The 16,319-nt window shown below is 38.3% G+C and carries 7 protein-coding genes, 2 tRNA genes and 3 rRNA genes; 2 read left to right on the forward strand and 10 right to left on the reverse strand.

From position 1 onward, the window contains the following. Positions 1-236 precede the first annotated feature (236 nt). On the reverse strand, positions 237-1,868 hold the full coding sequence (locus QWY78_RS06465; protein WP_290217723.1) for a LamG-like jellyroll fold domain-containing protein: 1,632 nt from the start codon (positions 1,866-1,868) through the stop codon (positions 237-239). Between the two features lie 277 nt (positions 1,869-2,145). Between QWY78_RS06465 and QWY78_RS06470 the strand changes: the two genes are divergently transcribed. Together QWY78_RS06470 and QWY78_RS06475 are read left to right on the forward strand one after the other, a co-directional pair. Next, a complete protein-coding gene (locus QWY78_RS06470) occupies positions 2,146-4,977 on the forward strand; it encodes a sensor histidine kinase (RefSeq protein ID WP_290217725.1) in 2,832 nt (943 codons plus the stop codon). A 41-nt stretch (positions 4,978-5,018) separates the two neighbouring features. Then, positions 5,019-5,765, forward strand: a complete 747-nt coding sequence (locus tag QWY78_RS06475) for a LytR/AlgR family response regulator transcription factor (protein WP_290217727.1) — start codon at positions 5,019-5,021, stop codon at positions 5,763-5,765. 219 nt (positions 5,766-5,984) lie between these two features. Here QWY78_RS06475 and rrf read toward each other — a convergent pair. From rrf to QWY78_RS06520, 9 genes are all read right to left on the reverse strand, one after another. After that, positions 5,985-6,092: ribosomal RNA gene (gene rrf, locus QWY78_RS06480) — 5S ribosomal RNA — on the reverse strand. Positions 6,093-6,247: 155 nt separating this feature from the next. Beyond that, positions 6,248-9,017, reverse strand: a 23S ribosomal RNA gene (locus tag QWY78_RS06485). 409 nt (positions 9,018-9,426) lie between these two features. Next, positions 9,427-9,500 (reverse strand) — tRNA-Ala (locus tag QWY78_RS06490). Between the two features lie 94 nt (positions 9,501-9,594). Further along, positions 9,595-9,668 (reverse strand) — tRNA-Ile (locus QWY78_RS06495). A gap of 225 nt (positions 9,669-9,893) precedes the next feature. Beyond that, a 16S ribosomal RNA gene (locus QWY78_RS06500) occupies positions 9,894-11,411 on the reverse strand. Together the 16S, 23S and 5S rRNA genes with 2 tRNA genes alongside form the textbook arrangement of a ribosomal RNA operon. A 558-nt stretch (positions 11,412-11,969) precedes the next feature. Continuing rightward, positions 11,970-13,634 (reverse strand): tetratricopeptide repeat protein, encoded by a 1,665-nt coding sequence (locus QWY78_RS06505; protein ID WP_290217728.1) that lies wholly within the window; start codon positions 13,632-13,634, stop codon positions 11,970-11,972. 103 nt (positions 13,635-13,737) lie between these two features. Then, positions 13,738-14,610 (reverse strand): PstS family phosphate ABC transporter substrate-binding protein, encoded by an 873-nt coding sequence (locus QWY78_RS06510; protein ID WP_290217730.1) that lies wholly within the window; start codon positions 14,608-14,610, stop codon positions 13,738-13,740. Between the two features lie 260 nt (positions 14,611-14,870). Next, the gene (locus QWY78_RS06515) at positions 14,871-15,710 is read right to left on the reverse strand and encodes an energy transducer TonB (RefSeq protein WP_290217732.1); all 840 of its coding nucleotides are present in this window, start codon (positions 15,708-15,710) and stop codon (positions 14,871-14,873) included. A gap of 32 nt (positions 15,711-15,742) precedes the next feature. Then, positions 15,743-16,315, reverse strand: coding sequence for an ExbD/TolR family protein (locus QWY78_RS06520; RefSeq protein ID WP_290217734.1), 573 nt, complete (start codon positions 16,313-16,315; stop codon positions 15,743-15,745). Between the last annotated feature and the right edge of the window lie 4 nt (positions 16,316-16,319).

Genomic DNA, 16,319 nt, shown 5'->3' on the forward strand with positions numbered 1-16,319 from the left:
CAAATCCCTCAGAAAATTTCGATCTTTTTATTAAGTGATTAGATGCTTTTTCTAAATTACTGTATGTCGCTTTTTATCTCTCTTGCCAATACAATGCAGCATACGAATATTGAATTCTATGGTGTAATCACAATTTTTTCATTCTAGTAGAACCTCTTTATTTAGTTAGCGAACCATTCAAAATAAACAAAGAGCACCCTTACGATACTCTTTGTTTTTAAATAAATAAACACAAATTAATTTTTAATAAATTTACTGGTGGTGACTTCATTTTTTAAATTGGTGATACGAATCAGATAAACTCCGGTTTTCAATTTAGAGGTATTGATTTGCATTCCTTTTCCTTGTAAAACTTTTTGACCCAAAGAATTGAAAACTTGAACTTCTTTGATATTGATGCTGCTTTTAATATTCAGCACCTCCCTTACTGGATTTGGGTAGATAGAAGCGATTGCATCTTTCCCAACATTTTCAGCGGTTGCTAAAGTGGTATTATTGGAATACAAATTGGCAATCTCTGCATCTGTCAATACATAATTGTAGATTTTCAAATCATCATAAGCATGCGTAGATGATGATAATTGACCGAATCTAAAAGAATTGGTTGCAAGCACAGTGTTTAGTGTATAAGCTTTACTTCCGACTAATGCTCCATTGATATACATTTTCACCAAAACACCATCATAAGTAATTGCTGCATGTCGCCAAGTTGACGCTGGATATATTCCACCAAAATCATGATCATTCGCATGAGCATAAAATACTGGACTTCCTTTTGAACTCAAATAAAGACCAAAAGTTTGAGAATTGACATTTTTACCGTAAGAAAAAATCTCAGGATAATTTGCATTCGTACTTGTTTTATACCAAATAGAGATGGTACGATCGCTTGATCCTGAAGGTAATAAATTAGAAGGAATAGTCGCACTGGAACCAGTGGTGCTCATTGCACTTGCCGCTACAGAATTACGATCATCTACAAATGTTCCTGAATTAAAAGGATTAGATCCTGCCGTATTATTGTAAGTTCCATTGAAATTATATTCCGTAGATACCGGATTGGATGTCGTAAAATCCTGAATTGTCCCAACTGTGGATCCTTCTGAATTGGTAGCTTCTACCCTATAAAAGTATTGCGTATTGGCCAATAAGCCAGAAATTGTTACGTCACCAGAAACATCCGCGTCGCCTGTAGCGGTAAAGCCAGTTATTTGGCTCGTTAAAGCACTACTCGTTAATCCATACTTTATGATCGATGTTGTATTCGCATTATTGGCATTCAAAGTATATACTATTTTAGAACTTAAAGCCGTTGGAACAGCACTAACATTGGTAATCGACGGAGCGGCATAGTTGAGTGCTTGTGTTGCCCAAAAATCATCTAAAGTCAATTTGTAGTTGTTATCATATTGGGCGTACTCCACGCTTATTTTCACATTAGATCCAGCGGGTACCGCACTTGCTGGGATCACCACTTGCGCTTGATTACCGCAAAATTGACTAAATCCACCATTGGCATTATAAACATTGATAAGTGGTCCATCATTCACAGAGATATCTACCCGATGATTTGCTTGCGGATTATTACCAGTTGCAGTCTTTTTCATTTTGTATTTGTGCTTAAAAATGATCTGGTTTCCATTAGAAACATAATTTCTAGTGGTTACTCTTCCGGTAGAACCAGTCGCCACAAAATCCTTTACCAAAGATTTGGTCCCAGAACAGGGCTCTGTATTGTTTACAAGAAAGCCAGTATAAACCCAACCCGTTAGATCTGGAGAAGCAGAATCAAAATCTTCAAAGAAATTAACTTGTGCATTCACAAGCGTTGTAACCGATAATAAGAGTAAAAGTAGTTTTGTTTTCATTTTATTGATTTAAATTCAAACATACTTTAATCTATTCAGAAATTTTACAACCAGTTGGCGAAACCCTATTTTCAGTTCACCAACAATGCGTTTGAGTTAATGTAAAAAAAACAACTGAGAGGAAATAATGAAGAGACTTTTAAGAACTTATTGGTTTTAAAGAGGGTTTCGTTAATTATAAACAGGGTTTCATTAACTCAGATGACAAGAATGAATACTTCTCTTTATATTTGTTCAAAAGTATACAGTTCTGAAAAAGTTGATTTTTATATTATTAATGAATACTGGATTCTTGTTTGCGCAGAATCCGTATTACATTTCCATTGACAATACGTCGGGTTTACCTTCTAATAGTATTTATGATATTTTTCAGGATAGTAAAGGGTTTATGTGGTTTGCTTCCGGTGAGGGATTATGCCAGTACGATGGAAACTTTACCAAAACTTATACGGCTGATTTTCAAACTTCTAAATCAGGATCGTGCATTCAAGAAGATCAATACGGACGAATTTGGTACGAAAACTTTGACGGTTTTCTTTATTATGTTGAAAATGATGAGCTAAAAGCGTTAAAACAATCTAAACCAATAGGATACTACCGATACGGAATTACACGCAAACATCTAATGATATTGGAATCTGATGGAGTCGTTTTCTATGATTTGAAAACACTAAAACCAATCAGAAAAATAAAGATAAAGTTTGAATATTTGCAATATGTTTATGGAACCAGTGATAAGCTATATGTTCTTGATGATCGGCTGTATGAAATTGACGACGATGGAAGCGTAAATAGCTACCCTTATCCGAAGGGTTTTCGAGAAGAACTTCATGCTCCGATTGTTCAAAAGACAGAAACTGGAATTGCAATCATTTCTAAATTAGGCAATAATTATTGCTATTTTGAAAATGGAAAATTCATAAAAAACCAGTTTAAATTCCCGGTCTTTTTCAATCAAAATTTAGCCACCACAAAAAACACACTTTGGCTTTGTACAACAGAAGGACTGATCCAGTACAACTCCAAAACTCACGAATCTAAAAATTATTTTACAGACAAAAATATTTCATTTATTTATTTGGACAAACAGAATAATTATTGGATTTCTACCCTTAATGAAGGGGTTTATTTCATCGAGAACTTCGATACAAAAATTATCGAACTTCCGTCTAAGCCCACCCTTTTATCAAGAACAAAAACCGATCTTTTGGTGGGTGTTGAGCGAGATGCTTTGTTCAAAATAGACCCGAATAATTACAGTTACAAAAGAGACTACAAAGGTAAACTCAATCACGGTGTCACTCAATTATTTCATGATGACCCCTCAGGAATTACCTACTTAACTTCGTCCAGTTTCAAACAAATTAACGGGCAAAAAACAAAAGAATTAAAAGTTGGCGCTGTGAAATCAATCGCAAAAATCGATGAGAAGTATTTTGCATTTGCGGCAAGTAGTATTTCTGGAGTATTTACGATCAATAATCAATTAAATAGCAGTTGGGATGTTGTATTTGATAATTATCCTAGCACAACGAACGACCATTTCTCAAAAACAAATTTAGTTCCCTATCGCAACGGAAAATCAACCCTATTTAATCCGAAGAATCAAACCATATACTACGCAACAAATAACGGTTTAATTGCCTTTTCTAAGAAGAAAGAAGAAGAAATAAAATATAATAATAAAACAATTTACTTAACCAGCATTGCTCAGTACAACGGAATTCTTTATGGTTTTTCAAGCAATTCAAAAATTTATACGGTAAGTCCATCAAATCAAGTTGATTTATCTAAATTCCTTAACAATCGTATTCCCGATCAAATTGAAAAGATAAAAATCCAAGATCAATTTTTATTTGTTTTTACGAGTAACGATATTTATGAAATTAATCTTGACAATAATAAAATAAAAAGAATAATAACTTTAACAAAAGACATCACCATTTCCGATGTCGAAATTCTGAATTCCAAGTACTATTTTGCTTCTTCAAAAGGAATCATCGTAAAAGCGACTACTAAAGATAAAACGAATCCTGCGCCTCAATTATTCATCAACAAAATAACGGTTAATGATGAAAGAGAACTATTAGATGATTACACCGAATTGTCCTACACAGAAAATAATATTAAGATTAATTTCACCGTCCTTTCACATATCCCGAACGAAAAATTCAAGGTATTATATACTATAAACAATTCTAAATGGAACCCATTAGATGCAGAAAATAGAAATTTAATATTGTCTTCATTATCGCCCAATGGCTATAATATTAAGCTCAAAATTGATGATAAGAAAATTACAACAATTAAATTCACTATTAAAAAGCCATTTTGGTTAAGTAGCATATTTCTACTGGTAATGGCTTTGCTAGGTATTTTGGCTCTATATAGCATTTATAAATATAAAATTTCTAATTTGAAAAAGAAAAATAAAATAGAGTTTGATAAAATCAATTTAGAAAAAAATGTAAATCAATCAAAATTAAGAGCAATAAAATCTCAGATGAATCCACATTTCTTTTATAATGCTCTGAATACCTTGCAATCTTATATACTTTCCAACGAAAAAAAACAAGCGGTAGAATATCTATCAAAATTTTCCAATCTTACCCGAACGATCTTAGAAATGACAGAGAAAGATTTAATTGCAATGAGCGATGAGATTATAACTTTAAAATTATATTTAGATCTTGAAAAAGCGCGTTTTGAAGAGGATTTTGATTACAAAATTACAAGCAATTGCACGTCGGAGAATGAGCACATTAAGATTCCAACCATGTTATTACAACCTTACCTGGAAAATGCGATTAAACATGGATTACTACATAAGAAAGGAAAAAAAGAATTGATCATCAATTTTGAAAAAACAAAAGACATCTTGAAAATAATTATAGATGATAATGGGATCGGTAGGAAAAAAAGTGCTGAACTAAATGCTATAAAAAATAAAAACCACATCTCGTTCGCAACAGAGGCAACTAAAAACAGAATAGACCTGCTGAATCAATATACCCATCGAGTGATCTCGGTTGAGATTATAGACAAGACAAATCTATTAGAACAATCAGCGGGCACAACTGTTATATTTAAAATTCCCGTATCGTATTAAAATGGATTTACCTTAAAGAATATTATTAAAAACACCTGGAAATGAAAGCTATTATAATTGATGATGAAAAAAGAGCAAGAGTGACCTTAAAATTACTTTTGAATGAATACTGTCCTGATATAGAAATAGTAGCTGAATGCGAAAATCTGCCCACAGGAGTAAAAGCGATAAGAAAACACAATCCAGATTTGGTATTGTTGGATATAGAAATGCCGGGACATAGCGGATTAGAATTATTAGATTTCTTCGACGAAGATGATGTTCGCTTTTCGATAATTTTTACAACTGCATATAACGAATATGCGATTCAAGCTTTTAAATTTTCTGCAATTGATTACTTATTGAAACCTATTAATCCAGATCAATTAGTAGCAGCGATCAAAAGATTACAAAAGCAACATCAGAAAAACGTAAATTTGAAAATCTTAAAAGAAAATATCAATCAAAAAACAATCGGAAAAATAGCAGTTCCTTCAGGAAATTCCCTAATATTTTTAGAAACCTCCAAAATACTTTATATCAAGGGAGAAGGATCTTATTCTGAAGTACATTGTGTTACAGGCGCTAAAAACTTAGTGAGCCGCAATCTAAAAAATTTCGAAGATATTCTCTGTCCGAATAATGGCTTTTTAAGAGTTCATAAATCCTATATTGTAAATTTAGAAAACGTGGTTGCACTTAATAAGTCAGATGGTGGTAGTTTAGAATTAAATTCTGGTGATCAAATCCCTGTATCATCAGACAAAATACAATATATTCTAGACGAGATTCAGATCATTAAAAGATAAAAATAGTGAGTATTCATCATTAAAAATAGTATAATAGATTTTGAACTAAACTGCATTTTCATAAACTACTCTATTGGAAGTCCATCGTCTATTATCGATTTGTCTTTCTTATCTTAGACTCTGCTCTCTTGGTCTAAAATTCTTAGTATCTTGGTCATTTCCGTTGCATTTACAGCATAAAAAAACCTCAAACAATTAGATGTTTGAGGTTTAAAAAAAGACTGGCGGCGACCTACTCTCCCGCGTTAGCAGTACCATCGGCGCTAGAGGGCTTAACTTCTGTGTTCGGAATGGGAACAGGTGAGCCCCTCTGCTAAAACCACCCTAAAGGCTGTTTTATTAGATAGGAGATTTAAAGATGATAGATTTGAGATTTTATGGTCTCGTGTCTTATGTCTATAAATCTAATGTCTATTTATAAAAAATCGATAAAAACGTTCACAAAGAGACAACCGTAGTTGCACTGTCGAGTGCCTTAATTAGGCAATAAATCTACGGGTAATTAGTACTACTCGGCTATGACATTGCTGCCTTTACACCTATAGCCTATCAACGTTGTCATCTCCAACGACCCTTAAAAGATGTCTCATCTTGAGGCAGGTTTCGCACTTATATGCTTTCAGTGCTTATCCTTTCCAAACGTAGCTACTCAGCGGTGCTCCTGGCGGAACAACTGATACACCAGAGGTTTGTTCAAATCGGTCCTCTCGTACTAGATTCAAGCCCTCTCAAACATCTAACGCCCGCAATAGATAGAGACCGAACTGTCTCACGACGTTCTGAACCCAGCTCGCGTGCCACTTTAATGGGCGAACAGCCCAACCCTTGGGACCTTCTCCAGCCCCAGGATGTGACGAGCCGACATCGAGGTGCCGAACCTCCCCGTCGATATGAGCTCTTGGGGGAGACTAGCCTGTTATCCCCGGAGTACCTTTTATCCTATGAGCGATGGCCCTTCCATACGGAACCACCGGATCACTATGTCCTGCTTTCGCACCTGATCGACTTGTAGGTCTCACAGTCAAGCACCCTTATGCCATTACACTCTACGCACGGTTACCAAGCGTGCTGAGGGTACCTTTGAAAGCCTCCGTTACTCTTTTGGAGGCGACCACCCCAGTCAAACTACCCACCACGCAATGTCTCTCGTTCAAGACGAGATTAGGCTCCAAATAAACAAAGGGTGGTATTTCAACGTTGGCTCCACCGACACTAGCGTGCCAGCTTCAAAGCCTCCCACCTATCCTACACATTGTTTATTCAAAGTCAATACGAAGTTATAGTAAAGGTTCACAGGGTCTTTTCGTCCCATTGCGGGTACTCGGCATCTTCACCGAGACTACAATTTCACAGAGCTCATGGTTGAGACAGTGCCCAGATCGTTACACCATTCGTGCAGGTCGGAACTTACCCGACAAGGAATTTCGCTACCTTAGGACCGTTATAGTTACGGCCGCCGTTTACTGGGGCTTCAGTTAATTGCTTCGGTTACCCTAACAACCTTCCTTAACCTTCCAGCACCGGGCAGGTGTCAGACCCTATACATTATCTTTCGATTTAGCAGAGTCCTGTGTTTTTGATAAACAGTCGCCTGGGCCTCTTTACTGAGGCCAATATTGCTATTGGCGTCCCTTCTTCCGAAGTTACGAGACTATTTTGCCTAGTTCCTTAACCATGATTCACTCTAGCACCTTAGGATTCTCTCCTCGAATACCTGTGTCGGTTTTGGTACGAGTTGCTTCACTTCGGCTTTTCTTGGAAGCACTTTCCCTACAACAACTTCGCCCGAAGGCTAGGTCTTGACTATTCCGTCAGTCTCCAGTAAGTACGGCACTCCGTCCCCTTTTTAGTGTGAGCAAGTATGGGAATATTAACCCATTGTCCATCCACTTCCCCTTTCGGGTTCGCGTTAGGTCCCGACTAACCCTCAGCTGATTAGCATGGCTGAGGAAACCTTATTCTTTCGGTGAGGGGGTTTCTCGCCCCCTTTATCGTTACTTATGCCTACATTTTCTTTTCTGTCCGCTCCACGGAACCTCACGATTCCGCTTCTGTGCAAACAGAATGCTCCCCTACCAGATATAATTCAAAAATTATAAATCCATAGCTTCGGTACTATACTTATGCCCGATTATTATCCATGCCGAACCGCTCGACTAGTGAGCTGTTACGCACTCTTTAAATGAATGGCTGCTTCCAAGCCAACATCCTAGCTGTCAATGCAGTTCAACCGCGTTATTTCAACTTAGTATAGATTTGGGGACCTTAGCTGTTGGTCCGGGTTCTTTCCCTCTCGGACATGGACCTTAGCACCCATGCCCTCACTGCTGCGAAACATTTATTAGCATTCGGAGTTTGTCAGGAATTGGTAGGATTTGACTCCCCCGCATCCAATCAGTAGCTCTACCTCTAATAAACTTGTCGCAACGCTGCACCTAAATGCATTTCGGGGAGTACGAGCTATCTCCCAGTTTGATTGGCCTTTCACCCCTACCCACAAGTCATCCGAAGACTTTTCAACGTCAACCGGTTCGGTCCTCCACTTTGTGTTACCAAAGCTTCAACCTGCCCATGGGTAGATCACAAGGTTTCGCGTCTAATACTACTAACTAAGCGCCCTATTCAGACTCGCTTTCGCTCCGCCTCCGTACCTGAAGTACTTAAGCTCGCTAGTAAAATTAACTCGTAGGCTCATTATGCAAAAGGCACGCCGTCACCCAACTTGTGGGCTCCGACCGCTTGTAGGCGCACGGTTTCAGGTTCTCTTTCACCCTTCTATTCGAAGTGCTTTTCACCTTTCCTTCACAGTACTTGTTCACTATCGGTCTTTCAGGAGTATTTAGCCTTGGAGGATGGTCCCCCCATATTCAAACAGGATTTCACGTGTCCCGCCCTACTCATTTATCATCTATGTATGCCTTTTAAATACCGGGCTATCACCGTCTATGGCTGTTCTTTCCAGAACATTCTTCTAAACATATAAAGACTTTTGGGCTAATCCGCGTTCGCTCGCCACTACTTACGGAATCTCTTCGATTTCTTTTCCTCCGGGTACTTAGATGTTTCAGTTCTCCGGGTTTGCTTCTCAATGTAAACATCAAGATGACTGGTCTTCAACCAGCCGGGTTGCCCCATTCGGACATCTGCGGATCAATTCGTGTGTGCCGATCCCCGCAGCTTTTCGCAGCTTACCACGTCCTTCTTCGCCTCTGAAAGCCTAGGCATCCGCCATACGCCCTTAACGATTTCTTTCCTAATAATATATTAGTTCAGTTTTTTGTCTAACATTGCTGTTAAACTAGTTTTATTTAAACTCGGCACTCGAAAGTGCGCGGTTTTCTCTTTGTGATGTTTTTATCGTTTATGTCAATGATCTTATCTCTTATTATTCCTTTAATGAACAGAAATTGTTTTTGGCTCTTTCCGTAACTTTTAAATTAAAGTCGCAATACTGTGAATATATAGGTCCCGAGCCTATCAAACTTACTAATCGCTTAGTCAGCCTCGCCTCATTTAGGCATCATTCTCTCTTTTGTAATGTAAATATCTTCTATGCTTGCTTCCTTTCAGAAGCTTTTCGCTACATTGCTGTAACTATTTGTTTAATCCTCTCGGACTATCCTGTACATTGTACCTTATATTTAAATAATGGGTACAAGTGTGGAGAATAAGGGAGTCGAACCCTTGACCTCCTGCGTGCAAGGCAGGCGCTCTAGCCAACTGAGCTAATTCCCCGCTAGTGTAGACTTAGAGATTGTTAGATTTGAGACATGAGACTTATTAATAGTCTATTATCTCTTATCTATCTGTCTCCCGTCTTATTAATTAGTAGTCTCGGGCAGGCTCGAACTGCCGACCTCTACATTATCAGTGTAGCGCTCTAACCAGCTGAGCTACGAGACTCTGTTAGATTAGAGATTTTTAGATAATAGGATTGGAGACTTTCATCTCTTAATCTCATATCTCATAATCTCATGTCTCTCTGTTCCCTTGATACTAATCCTAGTGGGTATATGTTTAAATAAGCAACCGTGAAAATAAGAAAAAATTAAAGCTAACTCTGAGCAAGTGCTCTGGTACATAAAGTACCGTGTTGTTTGTTTATACTCTCCTAACGAAGAGTCTCAAAAATGAGATGTTCCAGCCGCACCTTCCGGTACGGCTACCTTGTTACGACTTAGCCCTAGTTACCAGTTTTACCCTAGGCAGCTCCTGTTACGGTCACCGACTTCAGGTACCCCCAGCTTCCATGGCTTGACGGGCGGTGTGTACAAGGCCCGGGAACGTATTCACCGCGCCATGGCTGATGCGCGATTACTAGCGATTCCAGCTTCATAGAGTCGAGTTGCAGACTCCAATCCGAACTGAGACCGGCTTTCGAGATTTGCATCACATCGCTGTGTAGCTGCCCTCTGTACCGGCCATTGTATTACGTGTGTGGCCCAAGACGTAAGGGCCGTGATGATTTGACGTCATCCCCACCTTCCTCTCTACTTGCGTAGGCAGTCTCACTAGAGTCCTCAACTGAATGTTAGCAACTAGTGACAGGGGTTGCGCTCGTTGCAGGACTTAACCTAACACCTCACGGCACGAGCTGACGACAACCATGCAGCACCTTGAAAAATGTCCGAAGAAGGATCTATTTCTAAACCTGTCATTTCCCATTTAAGTCTTGGTAAGGTTCCTCGCGTATCATCGAATTAAACCACATAATCCACCGCTTGTGCGGGCCCCCGTCAATTCCTTTGAGTTTCATTCTTGCGAACGTACTCCCCAGGTGGCTAACTTATCACTTTCGCTTGGTCTCTGAAGCGTAAAGCCCCAAAAACGAGTTAGCATCGTTTACGGCGTGGACTACCAGGGTATCTAATCCTGTTCGCTCCCCACGCTTTCGTCCCTCAGCGTCAGTTAAATCATGGTAACCTGCCTTCGCAATTGGTGTTCTAAGTAATATCTATGCATTTCACCGCTACACTACTTATTCCAGCTACCTCTAATTTACTCAAGACCGACAGTATCAATGGCAGTTTCATAGTTAAGCTACGAGATTTCACCACTGACTTATCGGCCCGCCTGCGGACCCTTTAAACCCAATAAATCCGGATAACGCTTGCACCCTCCGTATTACCGCGGCTGCTGGCACGGAGTTAGCCGGTGCTTATTCGTATAGTACCTTCAGCTCTCTACACGTAGAGAGGTTTATCCCTATACAAAAGAAGTTTACAATCCGTAGGACCGTCATCCTTCACGCGGGATGGCTGGATCAGGCTCTCACCCATTGTCCAATATTCCTCACTGCTGCCTCCCGTAGGAGTCTGGTCCGTGTCTCAGTACCAGTGTGGGGGATCTCCCTCTCAGGACCCCTAAAGATCATCGACTTGGTGAGCCGTTACCTCACCAACTATCTAATCTTGCGCGTGCCCATCTCTATCCACCGGAGTTTTCAATATCAAATGATGCCATCTAATATATTATGGAGTATTAATCTTCCTTTCGAAAGGCTATTCCCCTGATAAAGGTAGGTTGCACACGTGTTACGCACCCGTACGCCGCTCTCTCCTGAATAAATCCAGAATACCGCTCGGCTTGCATGTGTTAGGCCTCCCGCTAGCGTTCATCCTGAGCCAGGATCAAACTCTCCATTGTATGTTTGTCTGACTCACTCAAAGTTATTGACGCTCTAATTTTTCCTTACTTTTTTGGTTGTTATTTGTATGTCAATGATCTCTATTCTTCTCGCAGTACTCCGGAAACTCTTTCTGTCGTTTGTCCCGAATTGCGAGTGCAAAAATATAAACTTTTTTCTTAATGACCAAATGTTTGTTGATGAAATTTAAAAGTTTTTTTAGTAACCAATAAACCCTAACCATAAACATTATCCTAAAAGCCCTACTTCGCTGCCCAATCTCTCGATTTGGGATTGCAAAGATAAGAAGTTTATTCTAATCCGCAAGCTTTATGTAAATAAAATAATAAAATTAATCCTTTACAATATTACTTACTGATCTCCTGCGCTACTCCCTTTTAGAGTGATGCAAATGTAATTCTACTTATCTTTTCTCACAAATTATTTTACTAATTATTGCTAAATAAATACAAACTAAAAATTAAACTACTGAAACACAGNTTTTCATCTTCCGAAAGGCTCATTAAAACAAAAATGTCCCACTCTAGCGAATGGGACACTGTGTATGCTATTAAATTTTATTGATTTAATTGATTGTTCAAGTTAACTGCATCTTGGTAAGCTGGATTCAACATCACTGATTTGCTGACATAATCTTTCGCTTTGGCAGGGTTTTTATCTTTTGACAAATATGCTACTGCAAAATAGGCATAGGACAAAACTTCTTTATTAGTCTCTACTTCTTCTGGTTTCAGCGTATCAATATATTTCTCATAAGCGATTATGGCCAATTCATTGTTCCCAGCTTGTTGGTATGCATATCCTTGACTGTAATAAGCAGGTGCCCATGTTGGCAACAATCCGCTCATTTTTTGCCAAGAAAGAATGGCTCCATTCCAGTTTTTAACTTCTTGATAGGCATTCGCCAATTTAAAAAGGGTATTTGTATCTTGTGGGTTTTTTGCAACCAACGCTTTTAAGGCTTCAATTTCTGGACTTGTTGCGCCGGCGTCAACCGATGCTTGGTTAACACCGCCACCGCCTTTTATTTTAATCAACTCGTCATCCCATTTCATGGTTTCATCTTTAGCTGCTTTTGCAATCGCAATTTTTTGCTGCGATTCGGTAAGCAAGGCTGCTTTTTTAACCGGATCCTTTTCATCTTTTGCTAAGCCTGCTGCGATAAGTCCTTTCAATCCTTGGTCGGATGCGAGTACTCTAGACTTTTCTGCTTTTGCCAAGAAAGAGTCCATACTATTTTTTGCGCCAGTATAATCACCATCAGCGTAAAGTAGATATGCTCTAAGTTTATATTTGATTGGATCATCAACTTTGTCGAACACTTTATCTAAATACATTTTAGAGTTTGCGTAATCTTCATTGGTAAAGAATAGTTTAGAAATTTCTAACTGCGTGTAGGGATCTTCATCTGCATATTTAGCATAGTTAATCAAATCTTGTGTTGCAAGAGCATTCTGCTGATATCTGATATCATAACCAGCCTTCGCTTTATAGGCAGGCGCGTAGGTTGGGTCGGATAGAATTGCTTTATCAATATTTTCTTTCGCAAATTGCCATTTTTGAGCTTGCATCCAAAGGGTACCGATTCTGGTAAAAACAGAAGCTTTATTTTTTGCACTTGGAAGTGCTTTTTCGTAGGCGGTCATCGCTGCGCCAGCTACTTGCGGACTGTTTGTTAACTTTAAACGATAAGCATCACCCAGGGTGTAATAATAATGAGCAGGTGTACCATTCTTTGCAGATTTTTCTACGGCTTTATTTAGAAACTCAATTGCCAAGTCAGCATTTGCGGCTCCACCGAATAAGGTTAGTGCTTCTGCTGCTCTATAAAGAACTTCGGCATCTTTCTCTCTCGAATCTTTAACAATCTCTTTAATTTCTGCAATTGCAGATTTATCATCTTTTCCCAATTTAACAGATGCTAAACCAATTTTGTTAAGGTAGCTTTTTTTGTCTGCTTCCAAACCTTTATTGAAATTTTCCTGTGCTTTATCAAAACTTGGTTCAAATTGCGTTAAATACGAGTTTCCTAAATAAAAATAATTTTCTGCTGTTGCAGATTTTGCAATCATTTCTGTAAACACTTGTCTTGCGTGCGCGTATTTATGACTATCGGCACTATTAATTCCTTCTTGCAAAGTTTGACCAAAAGCAAAATTAGACAAAAAACCTACTGAAACCCCGAAGGCAATCTTCTTGGTTAAATTCATTATATCTTTCATTTTAAATTGTTTAAATTTTTTATAATCACTGTCAATTCTATAACACCCAATTTTTATACCAAAAATAACTGGTGATTCTAACCTGCGTATAATTTAATAAAAATTAACGCATTTGAACTTCTCTTTTGAAAATGTAGTACGGTTGTAAACCTTCTTTTGATACTACGATCTGCCCTAACTGTGTACAGGAGAACCGAATAAACCCATTTCCTAAACCAAAATACCTTTCATTGGTAAGAAAGTACAATACTCGTGAAAATGGATACGACATATTCGCTAAATTATCTAAACGAGGTTCGTACGATTTGTTGTCTTTAATGACTTTTAAAATCTTAACCGAATTTCGTAATGTTTCAGATTCTGGATCATAGGGTCTGCTTATGGTATTTAAGCTGATTGCCCCAATTTTTGCTGGAAACTTGTCCAGCTGTTCGATTAAATTTTTATTTCCATTAATGATGGAAAATTGTAATTTATCCGGAGTTGTACTTAATTTTTGTGCTACGAAATTTAGGTTGCTCGAATTGGTTCCATCAAAAATAATATTTTTTTGGTCATTCCCAAGTTCCTGCTTAATTTCTTCCATGGTGATGGTTTCTCGTGTAGAATTTTTCGGCACAATAAATACCACTGCATCTGCAGCAAATCTTGCGGGCAACCAATCTAGGTTTGTTTCTCTTTCGTAGGCTTTCTTTTCGTCTTCGCTTAATTCCCTGGACATTACTATTACCCGTGTTTTTCCTTCTAAGAGATTTAGAAAGGCGAAATCCTCTTTCTTAATTTCTAAATTGATCTTGGTATTTGGATAATGCGCCATATAGCGTTCCGTCAGGGCTTGGGAAACACTGGCGAAGGATTCATCAACTTGCATTGATATTTCACCTTGTTGTGGGCTATCAACTACACGACCCGCTTTCTTTTTGCATGATAACAATAGTACAAAAAGACTTAGCATTAAAATTAGATTACTTTTCATTTCGCTGTTCTCTGATTCTATAGATTGAACGTACGATTCTGAAGGCGCCATACAGAATGAACAAGCCACCTAAAGCATACGCAACATTAGGTTCTAAAAAAATGACGAAAAATTTGTAAATAATTACGACTATCCCTAACAAGAGATAGAACAACCCAGCAACGATGGAAAGCCAATTAAATATCATATTCCACAAAACTACAAAAAAAATAAAAAAGAGAAGCTTTCACTTCTCTTTTCTCTACATTTAATTAAAAATATTATTCAAACTGCATGGTTAGCGGTAATCTGTAGCGATAACGTACAGGTTTACCATCAATTTTTGCAGGAGACCATTTATTTTTAACGGATTTTACTGTTCTGATTGCTTCAGCGTTGAATGTTTTATTAGAACCATCTGCTTTAACATCAGTAATTGAACCGTCTCGCTCCACGACGAAAGTAATCGTTGTTTTCACAGTACCTTCGTCTCCATCCATTACTCCAGTATCAAAGTTATTTCCAACACTCGCTCTAAATTTGTTGATTCCTCCAGGGAATTCAGCTAACTGCTCCACTTCTGTATAAACCTGAGTTTCTGAAACTTGTGGTTTTACTTCTACCGTTTGCACTTTACCAGTTGAAGGTGGTGGCGGTGGTGGTTGATAAGCTGGAGCTTTCACTCCTTCCTGAGCCACAACTCCAGTTGTTGTCTTCAACTGTTCTGAAATTGGCGGCGGTGGTGTTTCAATTTTCGGAGCCTTCACTGGTTCCGGAACCACGTTTTGAATGACCTCAATTTTCGGTTCTTCTTTTGGTGGTGGCGGTGGTGGAGGTGGTTCATCTTTTGGTTGTTCAATAATCTGTTCTTGCTCCGGAAGAATGTCAATTAAATTGGCATTTACTTCCGTTGTTTCTTTTGCCTGCATTTGTTTAATTTTCATTATCACAAATGGGGTAATTGCAGCAATACAGAATAAAAGGGTACCAAGGATGAAAGCTTTGGTAAGCATTGATCTATAATTGGTTCTTAGATCGTAGGCTCCATACGCTTTATTTCTATTTTCAAATACAATCTCATCCAAAGTTGGAGTCGTGTTGTAAGTGTTTTCTTCTGCCATTATTCTTTCTTTTAAATATTAAAAGTATTATTCTAGTTGGTTGCCGGTTCAGGAGTCGCGGCTGCTTCACCTACCTTTTTCTTATAAATCGCTTCTTCCCAAGATTTGACATCGGTAATACCGTAAATCTCATTTTTGGTAATCGCCATTTCATCTAGAATATCTACGAAATTTTTATATACTGCATCATCGGATGGCTTAATAATCACAGTGAATTTCGCTGGATCTTTTGCTCTCGCTTTTGCTTGCTCGATTACTTTTGTAATCCCTTCTCTATCAAAAGTAGTTTCTTGTAGATTTGCTTCTGTAAGCTCTTCTTTTGATAATTGATGATAGAAAATTCTATTGTTTTTCCCTATAATTAAAGAAATAGAGTTTGTTAAATCAATTTCAGTATCTGGTGGTTTTGGTTGGTCTACTTTCGGTTTTGCCGGAAGTCCTAAATCCATCACATTCGGTTTGTTAAAAGTCGTCACTAACATAAAGAATGTAATCAATAGGAAAGCCAAATCCACCATTGGGGTTAAATCTACGTGGGGTACCGATTTTTTCGATCGAACCTTTCCGCCTTTCCCGCTGTTGTCTTTTACTTGTACGTCTGCCATTTCT

This window comes from Kaistella yonginensis, from assembly GCF_030409525.1.
In the GTDB taxonomy this organism is placed as follows: Bacteria; Bacteroidota; Bacteroidia; order Flavobacteriales; family Weeksellaceae; genus Kaistella; species Kaistella yonginensis.